Annotated in this window: 21 protein-coding genes; 12 read left to right on the top strand and 9 right to left on the bottom strand. The window is 72.7% G+C overall.

The features are described from left to right. Positions 1-301: 301 nt before the first annotated feature. The 4 genes from MMF93_RS02245 (at position 302) to MMF93_RS02230 (ending at position 5,143) form a co-directional block, all read left to right on the top strand. Positions 302-1,759, top strand: a complete 1,458-nt coding sequence (locus MMF93_RS02245; protein ID WP_242749073.1) for a sodium:solute symporter family protein — start codon at positions 302-304, stop codon at positions 1,757-1,759. A 184-nt stretch (positions 1,760-1,943) separates the two neighbouring features. Next, entirely contained in the window at positions 1,944-3,104 is a 1,161-nt protein-coding gene (locus MMF93_RS02240) for an NAD(P)/FAD-dependent oxidoreductase (protein ID WP_242749071.1), read from the top strand. A gap of 180 nt (positions 3,105-3,284) precedes the next feature. Then, positions 3,285-3,920, top strand: coding sequence for a TetR/AcrR family transcriptional regulator (locus MMF93_RS02235; RefSeq protein WP_242757200.1), 636 nt, complete (start codon positions 3,285-3,287; stop codon positions 3,918-3,920). Positions 3,921-3,991: 71 nt separating this feature from the next. After that, positions 3,992-5,143 carry an FAD-dependent oxidoreductase gene (locus MMF93_RS02230; RefSeq protein WP_242749069.1) on the top strand — a complete coding sequence of 384 codons (1,152 nt, stop codon included), beginning with the start codon at positions 3,992-3,994 and terminating at the stop codon, positions 5,141-5,143. 124 nt (positions 5,144-5,267) lie between these two features. Here MMF93_RS02230 and MMF93_RS02225 read toward each other — a convergent pair whose 3' ends face one another. Beyond that, positions 5,268-6,089, bottom strand: a complete 822-nt coding sequence (locus MMF93_RS02225; RefSeq protein ID WP_423835336.1) for an endonuclease I family protein — start codon at positions 6,087-6,089, stop codon at positions 5,268-5,270. 445 nt (positions 6,090-6,534) lie between these two features. Here MMF93_RS02225 and MMF93_RS02220 point away from each other — a divergent pair, with 445 nt between their 5' ends. From MMF93_RS02220 to MMF93_RS02205, 4 genes are all read left to right on the top strand, one after another. After that, positions 6,535-6,936: a hypothetical protein gene (locus MMF93_RS02220; protein WP_242749067.1), complete on the top strand. Its 402-nt coding sequence runs from the start codon at positions 6,535-6,537 to the stop codon at positions 6,934-6,936. Then, a complete protein-coding gene (locus MMF93_RS02215; protein WP_242749065.1) occupies positions 6,936-8,174 on the top strand; it encodes a hypothetical protein in 1,239 nt (412 codons plus the stop codon). Before MMF93_RS02220 ends, MMF93_RS02215 begins: the two co-directional genes overlap by 1 nt. A 38-nt stretch (positions 8,175-8,212) precedes the next feature. Beyond that, positions 8,213-8,779 (top strand): roadblock/LC7 domain-containing protein, encoded by a 567-nt coding sequence (locus MMF93_RS02210; RefSeq protein WP_242749062.1) that lies wholly within the window; start codon positions 8,213-8,215, stop codon positions 8,777-8,779. Positions 8,780-8,846: 67 nt separating this feature from the next. Then, positions 8,847-9,221, top strand: a complete 375-nt coding sequence (locus tag MMF93_RS02205) for a hypothetical protein (protein WP_242749059.1) — start codon at positions 8,847-8,849, stop codon at positions 9,219-9,221. A gap of 73 nt (positions 9,222-9,294) precedes the next feature. Here MMF93_RS02205 and secD read toward each other — a convergent pair whose 3' ends face one another. The 4 genes from secD to MMF93_RS02185 form a co-directional block, all read right to left on the bottom strand. Continuing rightward, positions 9,295-11,568, bottom strand: a complete 2,274-nt coding sequence (gene secD / locus MMF93_RS02200; protein ID WP_242749057.1) for a protein translocase subunit SecD — start codon at positions 11,566-11,568, stop codon at positions 9,295-9,297. Positions 11,569-11,652: 84 nt separating this feature from the next. Further along, on the bottom strand, positions 11,653-12,192 hold the full coding sequence (locus MMF93_RS02195; protein ID WP_242749055.1) for a hypothetical protein: 540 nt from the start codon (positions 12,190-12,192) through the stop codon (positions 11,653-11,655). Between the two features lie 96 nt (positions 12,193-12,288). After that, a complete protein-coding gene (locus MMF93_RS02190; protein WP_242749053.1) occupies positions 12,289-12,945 on the bottom strand; it encodes a response regulator in 657 nt (218 codons plus the stop codon). Further along, positions 12,938-13,900 (bottom strand): HAMP domain-containing sensor histidine kinase, encoded by a 963-nt coding sequence (locus MMF93_RS02185; RefSeq protein ID WP_242757196.1) that lies wholly within the window; start codon positions 13,898-13,900, stop codon positions 12,938-12,940. The genes MMF93_RS02190 and MMF93_RS02185 overlap by 8 nt, the downstream gene beginning before the upstream one ends. Positions 13,901-14,221: 321 nt before the next feature. Here MMF93_RS02185 and MMF93_RS02180 point away from each other — a divergent pair, with 321 nt between their 5' ends. The 3 genes from MMF93_RS02180 to MMF93_RS02170 all read left to right on the top strand — a co-directional run bounded on the left by MMF93_RS02180 (position 14,222) and on the right by MMF93_RS02170 (position 15,819). Continuing rightward, positions 14,222-14,545 carry a TraR/DksA C4-type zinc finger protein gene (locus tag MMF93_RS02180; protein ID WP_242749051.1) on the top strand — a complete coding sequence of 108 codons (324 nt, stop codon included), beginning with the start codon at positions 14,222-14,224 and terminating at the stop codon, positions 14,543-14,545. Between the two features lie 81 nt (positions 14,546-14,626). After that, positions 14,627-15,001, top strand: a complete 375-nt coding sequence (locus MMF93_RS02175) for a TraR/DksA family transcriptional regulator (protein ID WP_242749049.1) — start codon at positions 14,627-14,629, stop codon at positions 14,999-15,001. Then, a complete protein-coding gene (locus tag MMF93_RS02170; protein ID WP_242749047.1) occupies positions 14,998-15,819 on the top strand; it encodes a rod shape-determining protein in 822 nt (273 codons plus the stop codon). The genes MMF93_RS02175 and MMF93_RS02170 overlap by 4 nt, the downstream gene beginning before the upstream one ends. A 57-nt stretch (positions 15,820-15,876) precedes the next feature. Here the strand turns inward: MMF93_RS02170 and MMF93_RS02165 are convergent, their stop codons facing one another. The 4 genes from MMF93_RS02165 to MMF93_RS02150 form a co-directional block, all read right to left on the bottom strand. Continuing rightward, on the bottom strand, positions 15,877-16,236 hold the full coding sequence (locus MMF93_RS02165; RefSeq protein WP_242749044.1) for a hypothetical protein: 360 nt from the start codon (positions 16,234-16,236) through the stop codon (positions 15,877-15,879). A gap of 5 nt (positions 16,237-16,241) precedes the next feature. Beyond that, entirely contained in the window at positions 16,242-17,981 is a 1,740-nt protein-coding gene (ctaD, locus tag MMF93_RS02160; protein ID WP_242749041.1) for an aa3-type cytochrome oxidase subunit I, read from the bottom strand. 195 nt (positions 17,982-18,176) lie between these two features. Beyond that, positions 18,177-19,532: an aspartate aminotransferase family protein gene (locus tag MMF93_RS02155; protein ID WP_242749038.1), complete on the bottom strand. Its 1,356-nt coding sequence runs from the start codon at positions 19,530-19,532 to the stop codon at positions 18,177-18,179. Between the two features lie 44 nt (positions 19,533-19,576). Next, complete coding sequence (locus MMF93_RS02150; RefSeq protein WP_242749035.1) at positions 19,577-21,079, bottom strand: CoA-acylating methylmalonate-semialdehyde dehydrogenase; 1,503 nt, start codon at positions 21,077-21,079, stop codon at positions 19,577-19,579. A 126-nt stretch (positions 21,080-21,205) separates the two neighbouring features. Here MMF93_RS02150 and MMF93_RS02145 point away from each other — a divergent pair, with 126 nt between their 5' ends. Further along, positions 21,206-22,972 carry a PucR family transcriptional regulator gene (locus MMF93_RS02145; RefSeq protein WP_242749032.1) on the top strand — a complete coding sequence of 589 codons (1,767 nt, stop codon included), beginning with the start codon at positions 21,206-21,208 and terminating at the stop codon, positions 22,970-22,972. The last annotated feature ends 71 nt before the right edge of the window (positions 22,973-23,043 follow it).

Raw genomic sequence — 23,043 nt, 5'->3', positions numbered from 1 at the left:
TCGCCGCGGCAACCGTCCCTGTTCAGCCGGCATCCCGCTCGCCCCGGTTCCCCACGCAAGTCCGCCCTCGGCCGCACCACCGCCGCCGCGCACCCGGTCCGCGCCGCAGCGCTGGGACCTCCCACTCCCGAGCGTCTGCGCGCAGGCGCACCACCCCCGCCAGACCGTGCCCCTCCCGCTCACCGGTCACCGTCACCGATCCGCCGCACCCACCGTCCCCGCCCCTGAGCGCCCTCCCCGCACCACCCGTGTGCCCGTCCGGGTCGCGGTGGTGGTCCCGCCATGTCCCTGGAGGCATGCCATGCCCGGAAACTCCACCGGCCAGATCGTCGCCATCGTCCTCGCGAGCCTGCTCATCATCGCGCTCGGCGCCCTGCTGTCCCTGTACTTCGGCAAGCGGGCGAAGAACTCGGACGACTGGCTCGCCGCACCCGAGTCGCTCCCGCTCGGTGTCGTCGTGATCACGCAGTTCGCCACCGCTGTCGGCGGCGGGGTGCTGATCGCCCACGTCGGCATCGCCTACGCGGCGGGCTGGTCCGTCTTCGCCTACGAGGGCTGCGTCCTGCTGGGCTTCCTGGGGCTCACCCTGATCGCCCGCTGGCTGCGCGAACAGCGGTTCACCACCGTGCCCGACATCGTCAGCAGGCTGTTCGGCGCCAGCAGGCCGGTCACCGCGATGGCCGGAGTCGCGGCGCTCATCGTGCCGTTCGGCTGGCTGGCCACCCAGTTCGTGGCCTTCGCCAAGCTGTTCGGCGAACTGACCGGTATCTCCCCGACGGTGCTCATCCTCACCATCACGGCGGGCTCGCTCGTCTTCGTCCTGCCGGGCGGACTGACCTCCGTGGTGTGGACGGACTTCGTCTTCGGCATCTTCAAGATCGTCATGTCGCTGGTGGTGGCCGGCTACGCGATCCACCTCGCGGGCGGCTGGAGCGGAGTGACCGGCAACGTTCCCGCCCGCCTGTGGCAGCCCAGCGGGCTGACCGCGGCAGGCGGCGAACAGATCTGGCTGTGGGTGGCGGCCATCGTCCCCGGAACGCTGACCAACCAGCTCTACTTCCAACGGGTGTTCGCCACCAAGAAGGTCTCCGACGCCCGCCGTGGCCTGGTGCTGTCCGGAGTGACGATCCTCGTCGGCGGCCTGTACGCCGGGTGTATCGGCCTGGCCGTGCGCGCCATGAACCCCGGCCTCGACAACCCGGAGGACGCGGCGGGCTGGCTCATCACCCGGCTGCCCGCGGTACTGCTCGTCGTCTACGGAGCCTTCCTGGTCGCCACGATCATCTCCACCACGGGCGCCGCGCTGCAGTCCGTCGTCGCCAACGTGATCCGCGACCTCTACCAGAACGTCTTCGGCCGGGGCCGCGGAGACCGCGAGACCGTGTCGCTCTCCCGTATCGTCACGGTGCTCGTGGCCGCGCTCGCCGCCACCCTGGCCATCCTCTTCCCGAGCGCGCTGGACTGGCTGGTCGCCAGCTACGCGTACTCGGCCGCCACGCTGGCCGCACCCGTCTTCGGCGGATACCTGCTGCGCCGGCGGTTCCCTCTGCGGCCGGCCGCCGCCCTGGCGAGCATGCTCGCCGGAATCGCCGGATGCGCGAGCGCCCAACTCCTCGACACGACCGTGCCCTACGCGGTCTACGGCATCGCCGCGTCGGCGCTCGCGCTGCTGGCCTTGCTGGTGCCGGGCGCGCGCGGCCGGTCCGCCGCGCCACGTGGCGCGGACACCGCCGAGCCGCTGCCCGCCCCGAAGGGGTGACGGAGGCGGCGTCGCCGACCGGTCGGTCAGTGTCGGCCGCTCGGCAGGAGACGCCCCGTCGACAAGGCTCGCCAGGTCGACAAGCCTGCGCCTGGCAGGGGAAGCCGAGTGGCCGAGTGGCAGGTCGGAGCCGCAAGGCCGGCAGGAGCCGCAGAGGTCGGAAAGACGCGAAAGGAAGACATCAGTGCGTATCGCTGTCGTGGGACTGGGAGTCATCGGGGCCGCCGCCGCGAGGTCGCTGGCGCTGGCCGGGGCGGAGGTGACGGTCTTCGAGCGCACCGCACCCGCGGCCGGCACCACCGGCACCACGTTCGCCTGGATCAACTCCCACCAGAAGAACCCGCTGCCCTACCACGAGCTCAACGTCGCCGGGATCGCCGAGCACGAGGCTCTCCAGGGGCCCGGCGGCCAGTGGTTCTTCCGTGGCGGCAACCTGGAGTGGGCGCACCCGAGCGGCCAGGCGCACCTCGCCGCGGCGCTCGCGGAACTGCGACGCCGCGACTACCCCGCGGAGTGGATCACCCCGGCACGGGCCAGGAAGCTGGTCCCGGACCTGCGCGTACCCGACGAGGTGAGCGACATCGCCTGGTATCCGCGTGAGGGGTACGTGCAGCCGGCCGCGCTGCTGGGCCGGCTGTGGGGGGAGGCGCGCGACCACGGTGCCGTACTGCGCTGCCCCGAGGAGGTCGTCGCCGTCACCGACGAGGGCGGGCGTGCCCGACTGACCTCGGCGTCCGGCGAGAGCGCGTGCTACGACGTGGCCGTCCTGGCGGTGGGCCGCTGGAGCGAGGGCCTGGCGGGAGAGTCCGGGTTCGCCCTGCCGATGGCCGACCCGCGGGCCGCCGGATCGGCCACCGTCGGCCTGCTCGGCTACACGGCACCGCTGGCCACCCGCCTGGGCCGGGTGCTCACCACTCCGGAGCTGAACGTGCGTCCCGAGGGAGGCGGCCGGCTGGTCGTGCAGGGCCTCGACCTCGACGCGGACGCCGACCCCGCCGCCCCACCGAGGCCCGACGGCGCGCACGCCCGTGAGCTGGTCGCGCGGCTGCGCGGGCTGCTGGCAGGCGCAGAGGGCGCCCGGCTGGAGTCCCTCCGCGTGGGGCAAAGGGCGATGCCTGCCGACGGCAGGACGGCCGCCGGGTTCAACAGCGGCGGCTCCGTGTACGCGATCGCCACGCACAGCGGGATCACCCTCGGTCCGCTCCTGGGCCGGCTGGCCGCGGAGGAGATCGTGGGGGGCAGGGAGAGCCCGCTGCTCGCGGAGTTCCGGCCCGACCGGTTCGCGGGTGTGGACAAGGGCGCCTTCGCCCCGCTCGCTCCGGCCCGGTTCGCCGGCCAGCAGTAGTGGCCGGCGCCGTCACGGGAGGCGCACCCCTCCCGTGACGGCACCGCGTCCCGCGACGGCACCGCGTCCCGGCGGCCGAGGCGGAACGAACTTGTTCGTGACGAACATGTTCGTTATCGTCTTGGGTATGACACCCTACCCCGCCCCGAGAGCCGCCGGGAGCGTCCGGCGAAACCCGCGCTGAGCCACGACCGCATCGTCGCCGCGGCCGTCCGCGTCATGCGGACCGAAGGGCTGCGGCGCGTCACCATGAGGCGCCTGGCCACGGAGCTGGACACAGGTCCCGCCTCGCTGTACGTCTACGTCGCGAACACGGCCGAGCTGCACGCCGCCGTCCTGGAGGAACTCCTGGGCGAGGTGGACCATGGCCCCGTGACGGCTCCGGGGGAGTGGCGCGAGCGGCTCGCCGCCGTGCTCGCCTCCTACACCCGCGTGCTCTTCGCCCACCCCGAGCTCGCGCACTCGGCCCTCCTGGCCCGCCCCGCGGGGCCCCACTACCTGGCCCTGGTCGAAGGGGTGCTGGCCCTGCTCCACGAGGGAGGCGTCCCCGGGGGGCAGGCGGCGTGGGGCGTGGACGTGCTCCTCCAGGTGGCCACCGCCACCGCGGCCGAGCAGTCCGCACGCCAGGGCGACGACGCGGCCGAAGAGGAGCACCACGCGCTGGTACGCGCGCTGGCCGAGGCGCCGCCCGACACCCACCCCCGGATCGCCGCGCTCGGTGACGACCTCACCTCCGGCACCCCGCACCAGCGGCTGCGCTGGATCTTCCAGGCGATCGTCAACGGCACGTCGGCCACACCACGAGAGGTGACCTGACCCACGCCTGACCTCATGAGCACCGACCGGAATCTCCGTACCGAACGCACCGCACCGGAAAGGTTCAGCACATGACCCCTCATTTCCCCATCGCCGTCGTCGGAGGCGGGCTCGGCGGCCTGACGCTCGCCCGCGTGCTGCACGTCCACGGCATCGACGTGCCCGTCTTCGACCTCGACGCCTCCCCGCGCGCCCGCACCCAGGGCGGCATGCTCGACATCCACGAGGACACCGGGCAGGCCGCGCTGCGTGCGGCGCGCCTGCACGAGGACTTCCTGGCGAAGGTGCACCCCGGAGGCCAGGAACTGCGCGTCATGGACAAACGCGGCCGCGTCCTGCGCGAGGACGGCGACGACAGCGGAGGACGGCCGGAGATCGACCGGGGCGACCTGCGCGACCTGCTGCTGTCCTCGTTGCCAGGGGACACCGTGCGCTGGAACGCCAGGGTGGCCTCCTGCCGCGCGCTGGGGGAGGGCCGGCACGAGGTGACGCTGGCCGACGGCACGTCGTTTACGACGGATCTGCTCATCGGCGCCGACGGAGCCTGGTCCCGGGTCCGCCCCCTCGTCAGCGCGGTGACGCCCGCCTACACCGGGGTCTCCTTCGTCGAACTCGACCTGCTGGACGCGGACGCGCGCCACCCCGCGTGCGCCGAGACGATCGGCCGCGGCATGCTCTTCGCGCTCGGTGAGGAGAAGGGACTGCTCGCCCACCGCGAGACCGACGGCTGCCTGCACCTCTACGTGGCCCTCCGGGTGGACGAGGCCTGGCTGGCGGCCCTGGACCGCACCGACGGCGGCGACACGGTGAAGACCACCCTCCTGCGGTACTTCGAGGGCTGGGACCCCGCCCTGCGCCGGCTCGTCGCCGAGGCGGACGGCCGTCCCGTGCCGCGCGCCATCCACGCGCTGCCCGTCGGGCACCGGTGGGCCCGCGTCCCGGGGGTGACCCTTCTCGGCGACGCGGCCCACCTGATGTCCCCGTTCGCCGGGGAAGGCGCCAACCTCGCGCTCATCGACGGCGCCGACCTCGGCCGCTGCCTGGCCGGTCATCCGGGGGACGTCGAGGCGGCGCTGGCGGCGTACGAGGAGACGCTCTTCCCGCGCGCCGCGCACGCGGCCGGGGAATCCGCGCGGGGCCTGGAGATCCTCTTCTCCCCCGACGCGCCGCGGCCCCTGCTGGAGATGTTCGACGGCCTCGACGCGGAAGCGCCCCGCCCCTGACGCGGACCGCCGGGCCCCGGCTCGGGGGTCCCGCGGTCCGCTCGGGGCCGGCCGCCGCCTTCAGCCAGAGGCGCCCCACGCCCTGCGGCGAGAGGTGCCCCAGGTCCCTACGGCGAGAGGTGCTCTAGGACCAGACTTCGCCGACCCACTCCGGGTGGTCGACGAAGGGGTTGCGGTTGTGCTGGAACTGGTCGTATATGACGTCGTTGCGCCGCTTCTCGAAGTCGTCCGGCGGGTCCTGCTCGCTCCACTGCTTCAGCACGGACAGGCGTCCCAGGTTGGGCGCTGAGCCGTTGTCCACCTTGTCGTTGGGCTCCAGGTCGGGGTGCGAGTCGTCGCCCTCGTAGCGGACGGCCATGTACAGCACCATGCGGGCCACGTCGCCCTTGACCTCGTCACGGGGCTCGAAGGAGTCGTCGTCGGTGAAGTTGCCCGGCGCCTCGCCGACTTCCTCGCCTCCCTCGTCGAAGTCCTTGTTGCCGCGCTGGCTGTTCACGCTGACGTCCGTGGGGCGCAGGTGGTGGACGTCCGTGCCGGGCCCTGGCGAGGTCCCGAAGTCGCCGTGGGACTTGGCCCACACGTGCTCACGGTTCCACTGGTCGGCGCCTCCTCCGTTGTCGTCGGCGCTCTGCGAGCGGCCGGAGTAGAGGAGGACGACTTTCGAGGAGTCGGCCGGGTCCTGGTCGGTGGCCTTGAGCGCGTCCCACACCTGGTCGTAGGAGAGCGTCTCGGACTCCTTGATGATCCCGTGCAGCGCCGTCTTGAGCTCGGGGCCCGTCTTGCCCTCGGCGTCGTTGTAGTAGTCGTCGGGCGCGGCGTAGGGGGAGGCCGCGGGGGAGTGGGGGGAGTCGGGGCTGAGCGGCATCGCCGCTACCGGCGCCTGGGCCAGCGCCAGCAGCGTCGCGGTACCGAGGGTGGCAGCCAGAGGAGCGCGAAGAGCACGCATGGGGGGTCCTCTCGACGGTGCGGTTCCGCCTCCGGGCGCCAACGGCTCCGGGAGCGGCCCGCATTGGGCATGTGACCGGGCAGCCTGCCACACTTTCGAACACGTGCAAGAGGGGGCACGTGTTCGCCGTGGGGTCTCGCGCGTGCCCCGGCGGGGCCTGCGGCGCGCGTCAGCCCGGGTCCGCACGGGGTGGGCTCCCTGTTCGCCGGTGCGTTCATTTTCGTTCACTGAGCGGTCAGTTCCGAAAGCTCGCCGGTCATTTTGCGTGTACTCCTGGCATGTTCCAGTGGAATTTGCCGGAACGCGCGACCCCTGGCATGCGCATGCGTAGCGTCAGCCTCACCGTCCGTGTCCGGGCGGTACCAACCGTCGTTCGCGTGGCGCGGCAGGGGAGGGCGCTGCCGTGCCGTTGGTGTTCCGTGCCGTTCCGGGGAGGGGGTACAGCGTGTCCGGAATCGACGCATGCCTGCTCGAGGTGATGCGCTTACCCGGTGCGCGCAGTGCCGCCGTCGTCGACTGGATCAGCGGACTGGCACTGGGGGTCGCGGGGGACGCGCCAGGGGGCGACCACGAGGCGGCCGCCTGCGAGACGGCCGAACTGGCCCGCATGGTCGCCGAGAACCGCTCGTTCGGACCGCTCGCCGCACCGACCCCGCAGGAGCGCGACGGCGCACCGGCCGTCGAGGACGTCATCGCGACGAACAGCGACAGCTACCACCTGCTGCGGTTCCTCACCGGCGCGCTCGAAGGCACCCTCTTCCTCCACCTGTGGCTCGCCCGCGACGAGGGGAACCTCGCACTGGCGCGCATCCGGCTCGGGGAGATAGCGGATCGGATGGTGCTGTGATGCGGTACGCCGTCCCACTGCCCGTCCCCGTCCTCGGGCCCGCGGCCGCACCACTGCTGAGGGTGCCGCCCGAGCCCGGCCGGCAGCGCCCCTCCCGCCCCCGGCCGGCGCAGGCCCGCCGAGCGGGCGGCGTCCCCGCCCCCGAGGAGCAGCGAGCCCCGGCGGTCCCCGCTCACTGCGTCCCTCCGCCCGACGGCGTACCCCGCACCAGCGCCCCCTCGATGCTGCACCGGCTCGCCCAGGAACGGGCCACCGGCGCCTTCACGCGGGCAGGAGGCACCCTCTTCCTCGTCGAAGGGCGGATCGCACACGCGGAGAGCCCGGCGGCGCCCGTGCTCGAACTCCTGCTCACCGGCGCCGGATTTCCCTCCCGCACGGGCCGGCACCACCCCGCGGCCCCACCGGACGTCATCCCCTCGGACCCCGCCCCACCCGCCGAGGTGGACACCCACGCGATACGGAGCCTCGTCGAGGCGGGCCACGTGCCGGGCGGGACGCTGGAGCTGTGCGCACGCCTGGCGCTGTACGACGCGGCGTTCTTCGTGCTGGAGTCCGCAGGCGGTCCTGGACGCTTTCGCAAGGGGGTGCGGCACTGGCTGGAGGACACCCCAGGCGGCGGCGCCGGTGCTGTGACTCTGGCGGCAGCGGAACGGGCAACGGCGCGCCGCCGGGCGCTCCTCGACCGCATCTGGCCCGACGCCCGCCTGGACGTCCTGCCGCCCGTACCGACCGCGGCGGTGGCCCGCACCGTCACGCGGCCGGCCGCGTCCGGGGCCCCGGTGCGCACGGCGGCGGGCGGCGGCGCAGGGCTGGTGCCCGCCCGGCGCCTCGCGGTGCTGGAACTGGCCGACGGCGTGCGCAACGCCACCGACCTGTCGCGGGCCCTGGGCCGGCCCGCCTTCCACACCCTCGTGGATCTGCGCAGACTGGCGGCCGCGGGACTGGTCGTACCGCAGGGCGCCGGGGCCCGCACGGACACCTCGGCCCGGCCCGTGGAGCCCGTGCCCGTCCGGTCACCGGAGGCCGCCCCGCCGCCGGCCGCGGAGAGCGCTCCGCCCTCCGACCCGAGGATCGCCCCGCCGCGGACCACGGTGGCCGAACCGGCGCGGGCCACGGCGGTTGAACCGCCCTCGGGCGCTCCGGAGGAGGGGGCCGAGGTGGCGGCGCCGCCCGCCGTGTTCCCCGACCCGGACGTCGCGCTGCTGCGCAGGCTCAGGGACGCACTGGAGGCGCTGTGATCAGCAGGTTCCGGCAGCGCGCCGAAAGGAGAGTGCTCGTGGCGGCAGAGCCGGGCGTGAGCGAGGAACTGTACGGGCTGCTGGCCAGGGTTCCGCAGATCGGCGGGGCGCTGGCGGCCACCGTCGACGGCTTCGTCCTCGCCGAGGCCCTCGGCCCCGCGCGGCCCGCGCCGACCGGACGGACCGCGCAGGCCGCGCAGGCCGAGCAGCGGCCAGACGCGGAACCGCTGGCCGCTCTCACCGCCGCCGCGCTGGGGCTGGCCTTCCGGATGAACGAGGCGACCGGGCGCGGCGCCTTCCGAGAGCTGCTGATCCACGGGGAGCTGGGGTATGTCGCCACGTACGCGGCGGGCCCTTCCGCCGTGCTCACGCTCCTGGCGGACGACCGCGCCAACGTCGGCCGCCTGCACCTGGAGGGGCGGCGCACCGCGGGTCGCATCGGTGAAGCTCTCGCCGCCTCCCGGCACTCGCCGCTCCCGCCGTCGGCCTCGCCCCCGGCTTCCGTCGGCGGGGGCGAGCCCGCCGGCGCCCGCAACCCTCCCGAGGACGAACCCCGCAGACCACCGCTCGAACGGCGCAGACGGAATCCGCCGTCACCGATGTGACGTGCGGGCGCACCGCACCACCACCCGCGCACCGCACCACCCACCCGACGAAAGGCAGCACAGCGTCATGGCCAACACCGAAGCCTCCCTCAAGGAAGCGATGGGCAGCATCGACGGCGCGATCGGGGTGGCCCTGGTCGACTACACCAGCGGCATGGCCCTGGGGACCGTCGGCGGCGGCAAGAGCTTCGACCTCGAGGTCGCCGCCGCCGGGAACACGGACGTCGTACGCGCCAAGCTGCGCACGATGGAACACCTCGGACTCCAGGACGAGATCGAGGACATCCTGATCACCCTCGGCACGCAGTACCACCTGATCCGCCTGCTGAGAGCCAAGAGCGGCAACGGGCTGTTCCTCTACATCGCCCTGGACGCGGGCAAGTCCAACCTCGCCATGGCGCGGCACCAGCTGCGCCGGATCGAGGCGCACCTGGAGGTGTGAGAGAGCGGCGGAACCCACCGCGCCTCCCCTCCAGCAGGGGCAGGGGAGGCGCGGTGCGGTGTGGCGGGCGGGCTCAGGAGCGCCGCACCGGCTTCGCCGAGCGGGACTTCTTCCCGGTGTCGCCGGTGAGCGTCACTGCCAGGGGCGTGGCGGTGAAAACGGACGACCAGGTGCCGACCACGATCCCGATGAGCAGCGCCAAGGCGAAGTCGGTGAGGGAGTCGCCGCCCAGGACGGCCAGCGCGGAGAGGATGAACACCGCGCCGAGACCGGTATTGACGGTGCGGGGCAGCGTCTGGAGGACCGCTTGGTTCGCCAGTTCGGGGAAGGGCGCGGTGCGGCGGCCCCGGCTCAGCTCCCTGAGCCGGTCGAAGACGACGATGGAGTCGTTGACGGAGTAACCGATGACGGTGAGGAGCGCGGCCAGGAACACCCCGTCGAGTGGTTTGCCGAGCCAGGCGAAGACTCCGACGAGCACGAGGACGTCGTGCGCCATGGCGACCACCGCGGCCGAACCGAGCAGCCAGCGGAAGCGTGCCGCGAGGTAGAGGAGTTGCGAGCCCAGGGCCACCGCGAGGGCGATGAGCGCTCCTTGGCGCAGTTCCTCGCCGATACTGGGCCCGACCACCTCGTCGCGCAGCTTCTCCGCCTCCCCGGCCAGGCCGCTCACCGTCTGGGTGACCTCTTCCTCCTCGGCATTGGTCAACTCGTCCGTGCGCACCGTGAGGTTGTCGTCCCCGGAGGACTGCACGACCGCGCGTGGGAAGCCGGCGTCGGCCAGGGCGGCCCGTGCCTTGTCCGGGTCGACGGACTCGGTGGTGGTGTACTCGATGAGCCGGCCGCCGGTGAACTCGACGCCCAGGTCCAGGCCGCGGACGGCGATGCCCGCGGTGGCCAGGAGGACGGCGGCCGCGGAGGCGGCCAGCCACCGCCGCGGACGACGCATCAGGTGCGGGTCGCGGCGCAGCAGCCTGGCCCGTACCGCTCCGGCCCCCGCGATACCCGACAGCCGGGGACGCTGCCGCACCGCGCGGCGGGAGGCCGCGAACTCGGCGAGCACCCGCGTGATCACCAGGGCACTGAACATGGACGCGATGACGCCGATGCCCAGGGTGACCCCGAAGCCGCGTACCGGCCCGGAGGCCAGGAAGAACAGCAGCGCCGCGGCGATGAGGGTGGTGATGTTGGAGTCGGCGATCGCGCTGAAAGCGTTGCGGAAGCCGGCCGCGAGGGAGGTGCGGGTACTGGGCCTGCTACGGGCCGTGTACTCCTCCCGGGCTCGTTCGAACACCAGGACGTTGGCATCCACGGCCATGCCGATCGCCAGGACGAACCCGGCCAGGCCCGGCAGGGTCAAGGTGGCGCCGAGAGCGGCCAGCGCCGCGTAGGACAGCAGGCCGTAGCAGGCCAGTGCGACGACGGCGAGCGCCCCCATGAGGCGGTAGACGGCGACGACGAACAGCGCGGTCAGCCCGGTGCCGACGACGGCGGCCCACGCGCTGGCTTCGATGGCCTCCGCGCCCAGGGTGGGGCCGACGGTGCGCTGTTCGACGGTCTCGACCGGCACGGGCAGGGCCCCGCCGTTGATGAGGAGGGCCAACTCGCGTGCCTCCTCGTGGCTGAACCGTCCTGTGATCTCGGTGGAGCCGCCCGTGATGCCGGTACGGCAGGTGACCGACGGGTCGACCTGGGGCGAGGAGATGACCTTGTCGTCGAGGACGATCGCCACCCGGCGTGCGGGATCGCCGGGCGGTTGGCAGGCTGCCTGACCGGTCAGCCCGGCCCACCCGGCACGCCCCTTGCCTTCGAAGTCGACGGTCACGTGCCAGCCCGTACCGCGCTGCTGGTCGATGCGGGCGTCGGCGCTCTTGACGTCCTCTCCGGTCAGTGAGGCGGCCGCCAGGCGCAGGGGATCGCCGGAGTCGTCCTTGAGTACCCGCTCGCGGTGCGGGCCGCGATCCTTGCCCTTCTGTGCGCTCTTGTCGCTCTTCTCGGCGGCGCCGAGCACCTCGTGGAAGGTCAGCTGCGCGGTACGGCCCAGCACCTCGGTCGCCTTCTCCGGGTCCTGCACCCCGGGGAGTTCGACGATGATCCGGTTGTCCCCGGACCGGGTGAGCGTGGGTTCGGTGACGCCGAGGGCGTCGATGCGGCCCCGCAGCACCTCCACGGTGCGGTCGGTCGCCTCGCTGTCGGCGGCCGCCGTGGGCGTGGAGCGGGTTTCCAGGACGATCTGGGTGCCGCCCCGCAGGTCGAGTCCGAGGCGGACCGGCACGGTGGCGGCGATGAAAACGGAGAGGGCGAGCACGGCGAGTGCGCACAACGCCCTCACGCGCAGGGAACGCGTCACAGGGATCTCCAACAGGCATGCCGCGGCCACGGCAGGGCGCAGCGGCAGAAGGAAGAAAGGGGGGAAGTGGGGAAAGTGGAAGGTTCAGCTGCCTGGAGGAGGGGGAGGGCTGCGGCCCCGGTGCGTGGGCTGCTGTTCTCCGTCCGGCACGTCACCGGCGCAGGATGTCGGCCACGGGCTCGGGGGTGCGGGACGGATGAGAGGCGCGGAGGGGAGCGCGGCCGCCGGATGGGGCGGGGAGTGCGGCCGGTCCCTGCCGCCGGCGGAGTGGGCCCACGCCGCGGCGGCGCGCGGGGCCGCGCACTCCTCGTCAGGCTGCGTGCACGCCTCCTCGACGGGCGCGGCCGAGGGCACGGAGAAGGCCGAGGTGGCCGGAGAGGCCGCAGGTTCGGGCGAGGCCGCAGGTTCGGGCGAGGCCGCAGGTTCGGGCGAGGCCCAGGTGGCGGAGGCGAGCGCGGCAGGGGCGGGCCGCGGCCCGTTCCCCGTGCCCCCGGGCCCGTTCCCCGTGCCCGCGTCACCTGCCAGGCCGGCCCAGAGCGCCAGGAACGCCGCGAACAGGGCGAGGAGTGCCCGCACCCGGCAGGCGCGGTCACGCGGTGGCGCGGGGCGCGACGTTCGGCTCATTCCCCGCCCCCTCCCTCGCAGCCGACTCGCACGGTGATGTCGGATCGGGTGCCGCACGCCGCAGCCCGTGGGGGTACGCGGCGGGGCACCGGCGGCTCAGGGCTCGATCAGGCCGCACCGGATGGCGTAGCGGGTGAGCTCCAGACGGTCGCGCAGACCGAGCTTGTGCAGCAGGTTCGCCCGGTGCCGCTGCACTGTCTTGACGCTGATGAACAGCAGCGCGGCGATGTCCTTGGAGGAGTGCCCTTCCGCGACGAGCTTGAGGACCTCCTCCTCCCGCGCCGTGAGCACTTGGTCGGGCGATTCACCGCCGCGGCGGACGTGTTCGAGGTAGGTGCGGATGAGCGCGGTCACGGCGCCCGGGTAGACGAACGGCTCGTCGCGCATCGCGGCACGGCAGGCGGCGACCAGGTCGCGGTCGGCGACCGACTTGAGGACGTAGCCCGAGGCTCCGGCCTTCAGCGCCTGGAAGAAGTACTGCTCGTTGTCGTGCATCGTCAGCATCAGCGTCCGCACGCCCGGCTTGAGCGCGGACAGCTCCCGCGCCGCCTGGAGCCCGGTCATCCGGGGCATGGCGACGTCGAGCACCGCGAGGTCGAACTCCTCGGTGCGCGCCACGGCGAGGGCCTCGGCCCCGTCACCCGCCTCGGCCACGACCTTCAGGTCCGGCTCGCCGTCCAGGATCAGGCGCACTCCGCGGCGGACGAGGGTGTGGTCGTCGGCGAGGAGGATCCGGACCGGGTTGTCAGACATGGGCGGGGCGCTTTCCTGTGGTGGGGACGGTCAGCCGGATCCGGGTCCCGCCGTCGGGGGCGGGGGTGATGTCCAGGCGGGAGCCGATGAGCAGGGCACGCTCGCGCATGCCGCGGATGCCGGCGCCTTCCGTGGCCACGCCCATGCCGCGGCCGTTGTCGGTGACGGAGAGGACGACCGTCTCGTCCGTGCGGTCCACGGCCACCTCGGCGCGGTCGGCTCCGGAGTGGCGGGCCACGTTGGTCAGACTCTCCTGGGCGATGCGGTAGAGGACCAGTTCCGTCTCCCAGTCCAGCGGCGGCAGGTCGGTGGCCAGACGGCGCTGTACGCCCAGCCCGGTGTGGGTGGCGAAGTCGCCGGCGAGCGAGGTCAGGGCGCTGACCAGCCCGAGGTCCTCGAGAACCCCGGGGCGCAGCCTGCGTGCCAGTCGGCGGACCTCGTCCAGGCTGTCCCGCGTGGTCTCCTGCGCCAGCAGCAGGTCCTCGCGCAGCGGTTCGGGCGCGCGGTCCGCCGCCCGCTTGAGCTCCAGCAGCACGGCGGTCATGCTCTGGCCGACCTCGTCGTGGAGTTCCTGGGCGATCCGGCGCCGTTCGCTCTCCTGCGCCACGAGGGCGCGGGCGCTGCTGGTCGCACGCTCGCTCTCCAGCCGGTCGAGCATCGCGTTGAAGGTGCGGATCAGCTCGGCGATCCCGCCGGGTCCGGGAACGGGCAGCCGCTGTCCTGGCCGCAGCAGGTCGACGGTCGTCATCAGCCCCGTCAGCCGGTCCAGCGGGGCGAGCCCGACGCGCAGCAGCGCCGCGTTGGCGACCAGCATCACGGCCAGGCCGCCCAGCAGGATCAGTGCCTCGGTCAGCACCACGGGGACGGAGACGGTCACGGGGGCCCACAGCAGCAACGCCGTGGCGGTGCCGAGCACCACGGCATTGAGGGCGAAGATTCGCCAGAACAGTGACACCGGGCTCACGCCTCCTTCTTCGCGGGTACGGCACCCACTATCCGTCATCGCCGTGCGGGCACGGAGCACGCCCACCCGCTCGGAGTGCTCAACCGCTCGCCCCCGGAGCCCGCCGGACCTGCGCCGATGGCCCCGGCTCAGGCCCGCGGACGCGCGGGCCCTTCGACCCGGGCGGGTGGAGATGGGTGCTGAGCCGCAGCGGATATGGGTGCCGCGCCCCATGGGACTTTCCGCCCGCATCGGTCACGGTGGAATGGCGGCACAGCAGTGCCGCAGCACCGACCGGGCGCCACGCCCCACCCGCAGACAAGGAACTCCGCCATGTCGTTCGAGACAGCCCGGCCCGCCGCTGCCGCACGGCTCACCGCACAGGAGGCCGGCCAGCGCCTCGAACACGAGCGCAACGCACGCCTCACCCAGCTGAAGGCTCTCGATGCGGCCGGCTCCGACGCGGACGCACACCTCGGGTCCGTGCAGAAGGAGGCCATCGAGCGCGTACTGGCGGAGATCGAAGCCGCCTTCGGAAGGGTGCACGCCGGCACCTACGGAACCTGCATGTCCTGCGCGAAGACCATTCCGGCCGAGCGTCTCGAGATCCTTCCCTATGTCCGATTCTGCGTCGGCTGCCAGGGCCGTGCGAACTGACCGCTTCCCGGCCTTCCGCGCTCTGTCCTCCAGATGACCGACCCCCCTCCGATGACTCTTACGCCCTGTCCAAGGGGTGACGTGGTGCACAACACATCCATTGACGACCGCAGGACCGCCCTGGGAGCGGACGACCTGGCGACGCTCGCCGCGAACCTGCGCGAGCAGCGGCTCTTCCGCCGCGAGCAGCTGCGCAGGCTCGCGGCGACCCCTACTCCCCGGGCAGGCCGGCGGCCCGGACGGCAGGTGGCGGCGAAGGCCGAGGTCCGCCGCCAGCTCGCCGCCTGCGCCCGGATGGTCCTCGTCGACGTGGAGGCGGCGCTGCGCCGGATGGAAGAGGGCTGCTACGGCACCTGCCACCTGTGCCGGCGTGCCATCGCGCTGGAACGCCTGATGATCGTGCCGCAGGCCCGTTACTGCGGCCGCTGCCAGCAGGTGAGGAGAGGGGACCGGTGACCGCCTCGCACCGGGTACCGCCCACAGGGCCCGGCAGCGTCTGGCCCCTGTGCACGCGGTGCTCGGGTGTCGCCCTCGATCTGGGCAGCGCCCGTACCCGCGCGCTGGTGGCGGGACGCCAGCGCGTTCTCGACGTACCCACGGTCGCCTTCCCCGGCACCTCGGCCGGCCGGCCCATCCAGCGGGGCACGATCGTGGACACAGCGGGAACGGCCCGGCTGCTCGACCGTATGCTCAGCCGCCGGCTGCCCCGGTTCGGCCGGCCCCTGGTCGTACTGACCGCTCCGGTGCTGGACGGGGTGGCCTACAGGACCGACGCGCGCACCGCGGTCGAGGTCCTGCGGCCGCGCACCGTGCTGACCATCCCCGCCGCACGGGCCGTCGCGCTGGCCGCCGGAGCCGACCTGAGCCGCCCGCTGCTCGTCGTGGACATCGGTGCCCATCTCACCGAAGCGGTGCTGCTGGCCCGGGGAGCGGTGTTCGACGCCCGCCGCGCCGCGCTGGGCACCGGCGACCTCGACCAGACGACCACCGCGACCCAGTTGATCGACGCGGTGGTCACCATGGTCGGGGCGATGCGCGAGCAGGACGGCACCTCGAACACCGCGGACGCGCTCGAGCGGGGTGTCGTGCTGGCCGGGGGCGGCGCACTGTCCCCCGGCATCACCCCGCGTCTTGCCGAGGGGCTGGGTGCCCGCGTCGCGGCGGTCCCCGCACCGCACACCGCGGCCGTCCGCGGCGCCGCCACCCTGCTGCGCTCCGCCCGCAACCACCCCTCCCTCAGGGGCACCGCACCACCGGCCACACCGACGAACTGACGACCGGCCGCCGGGCCGCCGGGCCGCCGACGCCGTGGCGCGCGCCCCCGCCCCGTCTCAGGGGAGCCCGTCGAGAAAGCACGCGCCGGTGACCAGCGCGACGCCCAGCAGCAGCGCGAACGTCGCGCGGGCCAGCACCCGGCGCCGGAGCTGGAGGTAGCGGGCGGTGTACTCCTCGCGCAGCTCGGCGCAGCGCTCGGTGAGGCCGTGCAGCACGCGACGGGTCAGAGCCATCCGGTCCGCGGTGTAGAGGCGCACGACCTCGTCCCGCTGTCCGGCGGTGAGCCAGGGCATGCGCGCGGCGAAGGCCTCGGCCTGGGCCTGTGCTTCGTCGCGCTCGGCCTGGAGCAGCAGGTATCCCTCGATCCGGTTGATGTCCGCCGCGGTCTGCCGCGCGGTGGGGGCGGTGGCGCGCACCGGTCTCAGTCCCTGTCCTGATCGCGGCCGAACGGGGGTGCGACGCCCGCGCCGGGTTCGACGGCATCGCGGCGGCCTGCCCACTCCGCCTGGTCGAGTTGGGAGACCTCGGGGTGGTGGAAGTCGAAGGCGGGCGACTCGGAGCGCACGCGTGGCAGCGCCAGGAAGTTGTGGCGCGGGGGCGGACAGGAGGTGGCCCACTCGAGGGAGCGGCCGTACCCCCACGGGTCGTCATGGTCCACGACGGGGGCGGTCCTGGAGGTCTTCCACACGTTGAACAGGAACGGCAGCGTCGAGGCGCCGAGCAGGAAGGCGCCGATGGTGGAGAGGGTGTTGAGCGCGGTGAACCCGTCGGCGTCCAGGTAGTCGGCGTACCGGCGGGGCATGCCTTCCGCGCCGAGCCAGTGCTGGACCAGGAAGGTCAGGTGGAATCCGACGAACAGGAGCCAGAAGTGGACCTTCCCCCAGTACTCGTCGAGCATCTTGCCGGTGAACTTCGGCCACCAGAAGTAGAAGCCGGCGAACATGGCGAAGACGACCGTGCCGAAGACGACGTAGTGGAAGTGCGCGACCACGAAGTAGGAGTCGGAGACGTGGAAGTCCATCGGCGGGGAGGCCAGCAGCACGCCCGTCAGCCCGCCGAACAGGAAGGTCACCAGGAAGCCCGTGGTCCACAGCATGGGCGTCTCGAAGGACAGTGAACCCTTCCACATGGTGCCGATCCAGTTGAAGAACTTCACACCCGTGGGTACCGCGATGAGGAACGAGAGGAAGGAGAAGAACGGCAGGAGTACGCCCCCGGTGACGAACATGTGGTGGGCCCACACCGTCACCGACAGCCCGGCGATGGCGATGGTGGCCCCGATCAGTCCGACGTATCCGAACATCGGTTTGCGGGCGAAGACGGGGATGATCTCGGAGACGATGCCGAAGAAGGGCAGCGCGATGATGTAGACCTCGGGGTGGCCGAAGAACCAGAAGAGGTGCTGCCACAGCAGCGGCCCGCCGTTCTCGGCGCTGTAGACGTTCGCGCCGAACTTGCGGTCGGCCTCCAGCGCGAACAGCGCGGCGGCCAGCACGGGGAAGGCCATGAGCACCAGGACGCTGGTGAGCAGGACGTTCCAGGTGAAGATCGACATGCGGAACATGGTCAGCCCAGGGGCGCGCATGCAGATGATGGTGGTCGCGAAGTTGACGGCGCCCAGGATCGTGCCGAAGCCGGAGAGCGCCAGGCCCATCACCCACAGATCGGCGCCCATGCCGGGGGAGCGGATGGCGTCCGAGAGCGGGGTGTAGGCGAACCAGCCGAAGTCGGCGGCGCCCTGGGGGGTGAGGAATCCGGCGATGGCGATGAGCCCGCCGAACAGGTACAGCCAGTAGGAGAGCATGTTCAGCCGGGGGAAGGCCACGTCGGGGGAGCCGATCTGCAACGGCATGATGGCGTTGGCGAATCCGGCGAACAGGGGCGTGGCGAAGAAGAGCATCATCACGGTGCCGTGCATCGTGAAAGCCTGGTTGTACTGCTCGTTGGAGAGCACCTGCGTGCCGGGGCGTGCCAGCTCGGCCCGCATCAACAGCGCCATCAACCCGCCCAGCAGGAAGAAGACGAACGCGCTGATCATGTAGAGCGAGCCGATCTTCTTGTGGTCCGTCGTGGTGAGCCACGCGACCACGACGTTGCCGGGCTTCCGCTGCCGAGGCTCCTGAGGCGTGTGTGCCTCCGTCGCCTCCGTGTGTACTGCCACCTTCCGCCCTCTTCCCGTGTCCTGATGCCCGTTGCGGACTGTTCGCCGGGCGCGGCCGGAAGCGGGGGATGAAGCGCGGCGCGTCGCCCTCGCACGTGGGGCGCGCCCAGCAGTGCTCGCGGGCAACTACAGCGTGTCCCGGCCTCCCGCGCGCGCATTCAGCCATTCGTGGGCGCGCAGGAGGCCGGGGGGGGATCAGCCGTCCACCGTGTGGCGGTCGGCCACGGTGAGCGCCTTGTCCAGGGCCTCCAGGCCCTCTCGCGCCTCATCGGCGCTGATGGTGCACGGCGGTACGACGTGCAGCCGGTGGTAGTTGGTCATCGGGATCATCCCACCGGCCTTGCAGGCGGCGACGAGTTCCGTCATGGCAGCGCTCGTGCCGCCGTACGGGGCCAGCGGCTCCTTCGTCGCCCGGTCCCTGACCAGGTCCAGGGCCCAGAAGACACCCATGCCCCGCACCTCGCCGACGCAGGGATGGTGCTCCGCCAGCTCGCGCAGCCCCGGGCCCAGCACGGTCTCACCGATCAGGTCCGCGTTCTCCACCACGCCCTCGTCCTTCATGACGTTGATCGTGGCGACGGCCGCCGCGGTGGCCAGCGGGTGGCCCGAGTACGTGAGCCCGCCGGGGAAGGGCCGCTCGGCGAAGGTGTCGGCGATCCGGTCGCCGAGGGCGACGCCGCCCAGCGGCACGTAGCCGGAGTTGACGCCCTTGGCGAAGGTCATCAGGTCGGGGACGACGCCGTCGCGTTCGATGGCGAACCACCGTCCTGTGCGCCCGAAACCGGCCATGACCTCGTCCGCGACGAAGACGATGCCGTACCGGTCGGCCAGCGCCCGCACGCCTGCCAGGTAGCCGGGCGGCGGCGGCATGATGCCCGCCGTACCCGGCACGGACTCCAGCACGATCGCGGCGAAGGAGTCGGGCCCCTCGAAGGCGATGACCTCTTCCAGGTGCCGCAGCGCCCGCTCGGTCTCCTCCTCGGGGCTGCCGGAGTGGAAGGGGGAGCGGTAGGGGAACGGACCGAAGAAGTGGACGGTGCCGGCGGCCCCGTAGTCGTTGGGCCAGCGCCGCGGGTCACCGGTCAGGTTGATGGCCGTGCTCGTGCCGCCGTGGTACGAGCGGTAGGCGGAGAGCACCTTGTAGCGCCCGGTGTGCAGGCGGGCCATGCGCACGGCGTGCTCGATGGCGTCGGCGCCCCCGTTGGTGAAGAACACCTTGTCGAGCGTGCCGGGGGTCAGCTCGGCGATCAGCCGGGCGGCCTCCGAGCGCTGGTCGTTGACGTGTTGCGGCGCGATGGTGCACAGCCGGTCGGCCTGCGCCTTGATGGCCTCGACCACCCGGGGGTGCTGGTGCCCGATGTTGGTGTTGACCAGCTGGCTGGAGAAGTCCAGATACCTGGTGCCCTCGCCGTCCCAGACGTGGCTGCCGCGTGCCGCGGAGACCACCATGGGGTCGATCCGGGCCTGGGCCGACCAGGAGTGGAAGACGTGGGCGCGGTCGAGTTCGTACGCGCGTGCCGCGGCGGCGGTGTCGATGAGGGGCTCGGTCATGCGGGTGCTCTCTTTCCGCGAGTGCTCTCTTTCCGCGAGAGGTGTCAGACGTTCTGCGGGAAGCCCAGGTCGATGCCGCCGTGGCTCGGGTCGAGCCAGCGCGAGGTGACGACCTTGCCGCGCGTGTAGAAGTGCACGCCCTCGGCACCGTGCGCATGGGTGTCACCGAACAGGGAGCTCTTCCAGCCGCCGAAGGAGTAGTAGGCCATCGGCACCGGCACCGGCACGTTGATGCCCACCATGCCGACCTCGACCTCGTTTTGGAACCTGCGGGCCGCGCCGCCGTCGTTGGTGAAGAGGGCGGTGCCGTTGCCGTACGGGTTGGCGTTGATCAGCTCCAGCGCCTCGTCGTAGGACTCGACGCGCAGCACCGAGAGCACCGGGCCGAAGATCTCGTCCGTGTAGACGGACATGTCCGGCGTCACGTGGTCGATGAGGGTCGGCCCGAGCCAGAAGCCCTCGGTGCCGCCGTCGGCCTTCACCTCGCGGCCGTCCACCACGAGCGTGGCACCCTGCTCGGCACCGGCCTGGACGTAGGAGGCGACCCTGTCGCGGTGGGCGCCCGTGACGAGCGGGCCCATGTCGCAGCCCCGCCGCCCGTCGCCGGTACGCAGCGCCGTGGCGCGCGCGGCGATCTTCGCCACCAGCTCGTCGGCGATCTTCCCGACGGCGACGAGGGCGCTGACGGCCATACAGCGTTCACCGGCCGAGCCGAAGCCCGCGTTGACGGCGGCGTCGGCGGCCACGTCCAGGTCCGCGTCGGGCAGGACGACCATGTGGTTCTTCGCGCCGCCCAGCGCCTGGGCGCGCTTGCCCGCCGCGGTGCCGCGCTCGTAGACGTACCGGGCGATCGGCGTGGAGCCGACGAAGGAGACCGCCTTGATGTCCGGGTGGTCGCACAGGGCGTCCACGGCCGTCTTGTCGCCGTGGACGACGTTGAAGACGCCGTCGGGCAGCCCCGCCTCGGCCCACAGCGCCGCGAGCCAGTTGGCGGCGGACGGGTCCTTCTCGGACGGCTTGAGGATCACCGTGTTGCCCGTCGCGACGGCCACGGGGAAGAACCACATCGGGACCATGGCGGGGAAGTTGAACGGGCTGATGATGGCGACAGGGCCCAGCGGCTGCCGGATGGAGGCCACATCCACCTTCGTGGAGGCGTTCTCCGTCATTCCGCCCTTCATCAGGTGCGCGATACCGCAGGCGAACTCCACGACCTCCAGACCGCGGGTGACCTCGCCCAGCGCGTCGTCGAGCACCTTGCCGTGCTCGGCGGTGATGATCTGGGCCAGTTCCCCCTTGCGGGCGTTCAGCAGCTCACGGAACGCGAAGAGCACCTGGGTGCGCTTCGCCAGCGAGGTGTCGCGCCAGGCCGGGAACGCCGCACGGGCCGCGGCGACCGCCGCCGCGACGTCGTCCTCGGTGGCCAGCGCCACGTTCTTGGTGGCCTCACCGGTCGCCGGGTCGAAGACCTCGCTCGTGCGGGAGGCGGCGGGCAGAAACTCCTCGCCGCCGACCCAGTGCGGAACCGTCGTGACAGTCGTGCTCATCCAGGACCTCCCAAGCCCGTACGGCCGGGACTCTCCGCGCGCCGCACTGGCCACTATGGGCGCGGACAGGGCTGCCGACTTCCTGCACAGTGTAAGAACGTGTGGACGTTCTTTTACACTGTGGCAATGCCTCTCTCCGTCCGTGACGTCCTCGCACTGGAGCCGCTGCGTGCGGGCTTCCCGCAGGTCATCGCCGGTTCCGAGCACCTCTGTCGGCCGGTGAGGTGGGTGCATGTCAGCCAGCTCACCGACCTGACGGGGCTGCTGCGCGGCGGCGAGCTCGTGCTCACCACAGCGGAGGGACCCGCCGGGGCCCGGGACGAGCCGGGCCTGGCCGCCTACCTCGCCCGGCTGGACGCGGCGGGGGCGGCAGGAGTGGTGATCGAGGCCGTGAGCCCGGCGGGCGGCCACCGGGCCGCATCGAGCGAGCGGCCGGAAAGCGGCGCGGGTCCCTCGCCGGGCGGCGGGAGCGGCGCGGGCGGGGACGGGGAGGACGACGGGGACGGCGAGGACCGGGCGGCGACCCTCGCGCGGGCCGCCGAAGGACTGCGGTTCCCCGTGATCCTCCTGCGCCATGAGGTGCGCTTCGTGGACGTGACCGAAGCCGTGCACAGCCAGATCGTCAACGAGCACTACGAAGAGCTCAAGTTCGCTCAGCGGACGCACGAGGCGTTCACCACGCTGAGCCTCGAACACGCCGCGCTGGAGACGGTCGTGGGACGCGCCGCCGCGCTCTCGGGCACGGCCGTCGTCTTCGAGGACGTCGCCCACCGTGTGCTCGCCTCCACCCCGGGCCCCGGCGGCTCCACCGTCGATCTGCTGACGGGATGGGAGAGGCGGTCCCGGCTGGTGCCCGAGCTGGATCGCACCGGCGTCGGCGGCGGTGAGGACTGGCTGCACACCCCCGTCGTCGTCCACCAGCGGGTGTGGGGCCGGCTCGTGATGCCGGACGCTCGCGGAACGGACGGCGGCCGGGCGCCGCGGGTGCGGATGGTGCTCGAACGGGCGGCCCAGGCGCTGTCGCTGCGCCTGATGGCCGAGCAGGACCAGGCCGACGTCGAGCGGAGGGCCCAGGGCGGGCTCCTCAACGACCTCGCGGAGGGCCGCGTCCCGGGCGAGCCGGAGGCACTGGCCCGCGCCGAGGCGGTCGGACTGCGCCCTGGCGCCCGCTACCTTCCGCTGGCGCTGCGCTTCGCCCACCCGACGGCCGCCGACCCGCTCGACGTCCAGCGCCGCGACCGGCGCCACCTGGAGGCCGTCATCCGCGCCGCCAAGGCCGCCGGTATCTCGGCCCTGGTCACCGCGAACCACACCGGCGAGATCCGGGTGCTGTTCTCCTGCGCGGCACCGACACAGGAGGACCGGCTGCTGGAGCGCTTCGCCGGGCTACTGGACCAGCAGCTCCCCGGCTCGGGGCAGTACGGGGACGGCCGGCACCGGCGCATCGGTGTGGGGCACGGTGCCTCCTCGCTGCTGGCCGCGGCACGGCGGCTGCCGGAGGCCGCCCACATCGCGGAGGTCGCCGCCGGGATGGACGGCGCGGAGCGGCCCTTCCACCGCAGCGCGGACCTGCGGCTGCGGGGGCTGCTGTCCCTGCTGCGGGACAACCGGCACCTCCAGGCGTTCGCGGAGACGGAGCTGTACCGGATCCTGGAGGACGAGGCGCGCAACGGTCCGGGACTGCTCGACCTGTTGCGCGACTACCTCGCGGTGAACGGCAACAAGAACGCTCTGGCGCGGCGCACCCGGCTGAGCAGGCCGACGCTGTACACCCGGATCGCCGCGATCGAGCGCCTGCTCGGCGTGGACCTGGAGGATCCCGAGTCCCGTGCCTGCCTCTACGTGGCCCTCCTCACCCGCGACCTGGTCGCTGTGAACCCCGGCACGCCGTGAGGGGCACAAGGCCTGGCGAGGCCCTCGTGCGGGCGTGAGGGAGCTGTCAGGAGCGCGGGCCGGCGGGGCGG

The sequence above is a fragment of the Streptomyces tubbatahanensis genome (assembly GCF_022699385.1).
Classification (GTDB): Bacteria; Actinomycetota; Actinomycetes; order Streptomycetales; family Streptomycetaceae; genus Streptomyces; species Streptomyces diacarni.
The sequence above is the reverse complement of the archived record's forward strand: the minus strand, read 5'-3'. Positions and strand labels throughout refer to the sequence as shown.

Coding starts and splice junctions, on each gene's coding strand:
- MMF93_RS02195 (WP_242749055.1), bottom strand. CDS start 12,192: ATGAGCCGAACGTCGCGCCCCGCGCCACCGCGTGACCGCGCCTGCCGG.
- MMF93_RS02230 (WP_242749069.1), top strand. CDS start 3,992: ATGACCCCTCATTTCCCCATCGCCGTCGTCGGAGGCGGGCTCGGCGGC.
- MMF93_RS02150 (WP_242749035.1), bottom strand. CDS start 21,079: ATGAGCACGACTGTCACGACGGTTCCGCACTGGGTCGGCGGCGAGGAG.
- MMF93_RS02180 (WP_242749051.1), top strand. CDS start 14,222: ATGTCGTTCGAGACAGCCCGGCCCGCCGCTGCCGCACGGCTCACCGCA.
- MMF93_RS02145 (WP_242749032.1), top strand. CDS start 21,206: ATGCCTCTCTCCGTCCGTGACGTCCTCGCACTGGAGCCGCTGCGTGCG.
- MMF93_RS02205 (WP_242749059.1), top strand. CDS start 8,847: ATGGCCAACACCGAAGCCTCCCTCAAGGAAGCGATGGGCAGCATCGAC.
- MMF93_RS02190 (WP_242749053.1), bottom strand. CDS start 12,945: ATGTCTGACAACCCGGTCCGGATCCTCCTCGCCGACGACCACACCCTC.
- MMF93_RS02245 (WP_242749073.1), top strand. CDS start 302: ATGCCCGGAAACTCCACCGGCCAGATCGTCGCCATCGTCCTCGCGAGC.
- MMF93_RS02225 (WP_423835336.1), bottom strand. CDS start 6,089: ATGCGTGCTCTTCGCGCTCCTCTGGCTGCCACCCTCGGTACCGCGACG.
- MMF93_RS02215 (WP_242749065.1), top strand. CDS start 6,936: ATGCGGTACGCCGTCCCACTGCCCGTCCCCGTCCTCGGGCCCGCGGCC.
- MMF93_RS02155 (WP_242749038.1), bottom strand. CDS start 19,532: ATGACCGAGCCCCTCATCGACACCGCCGCCGCGGCACGCGCGTACGAA.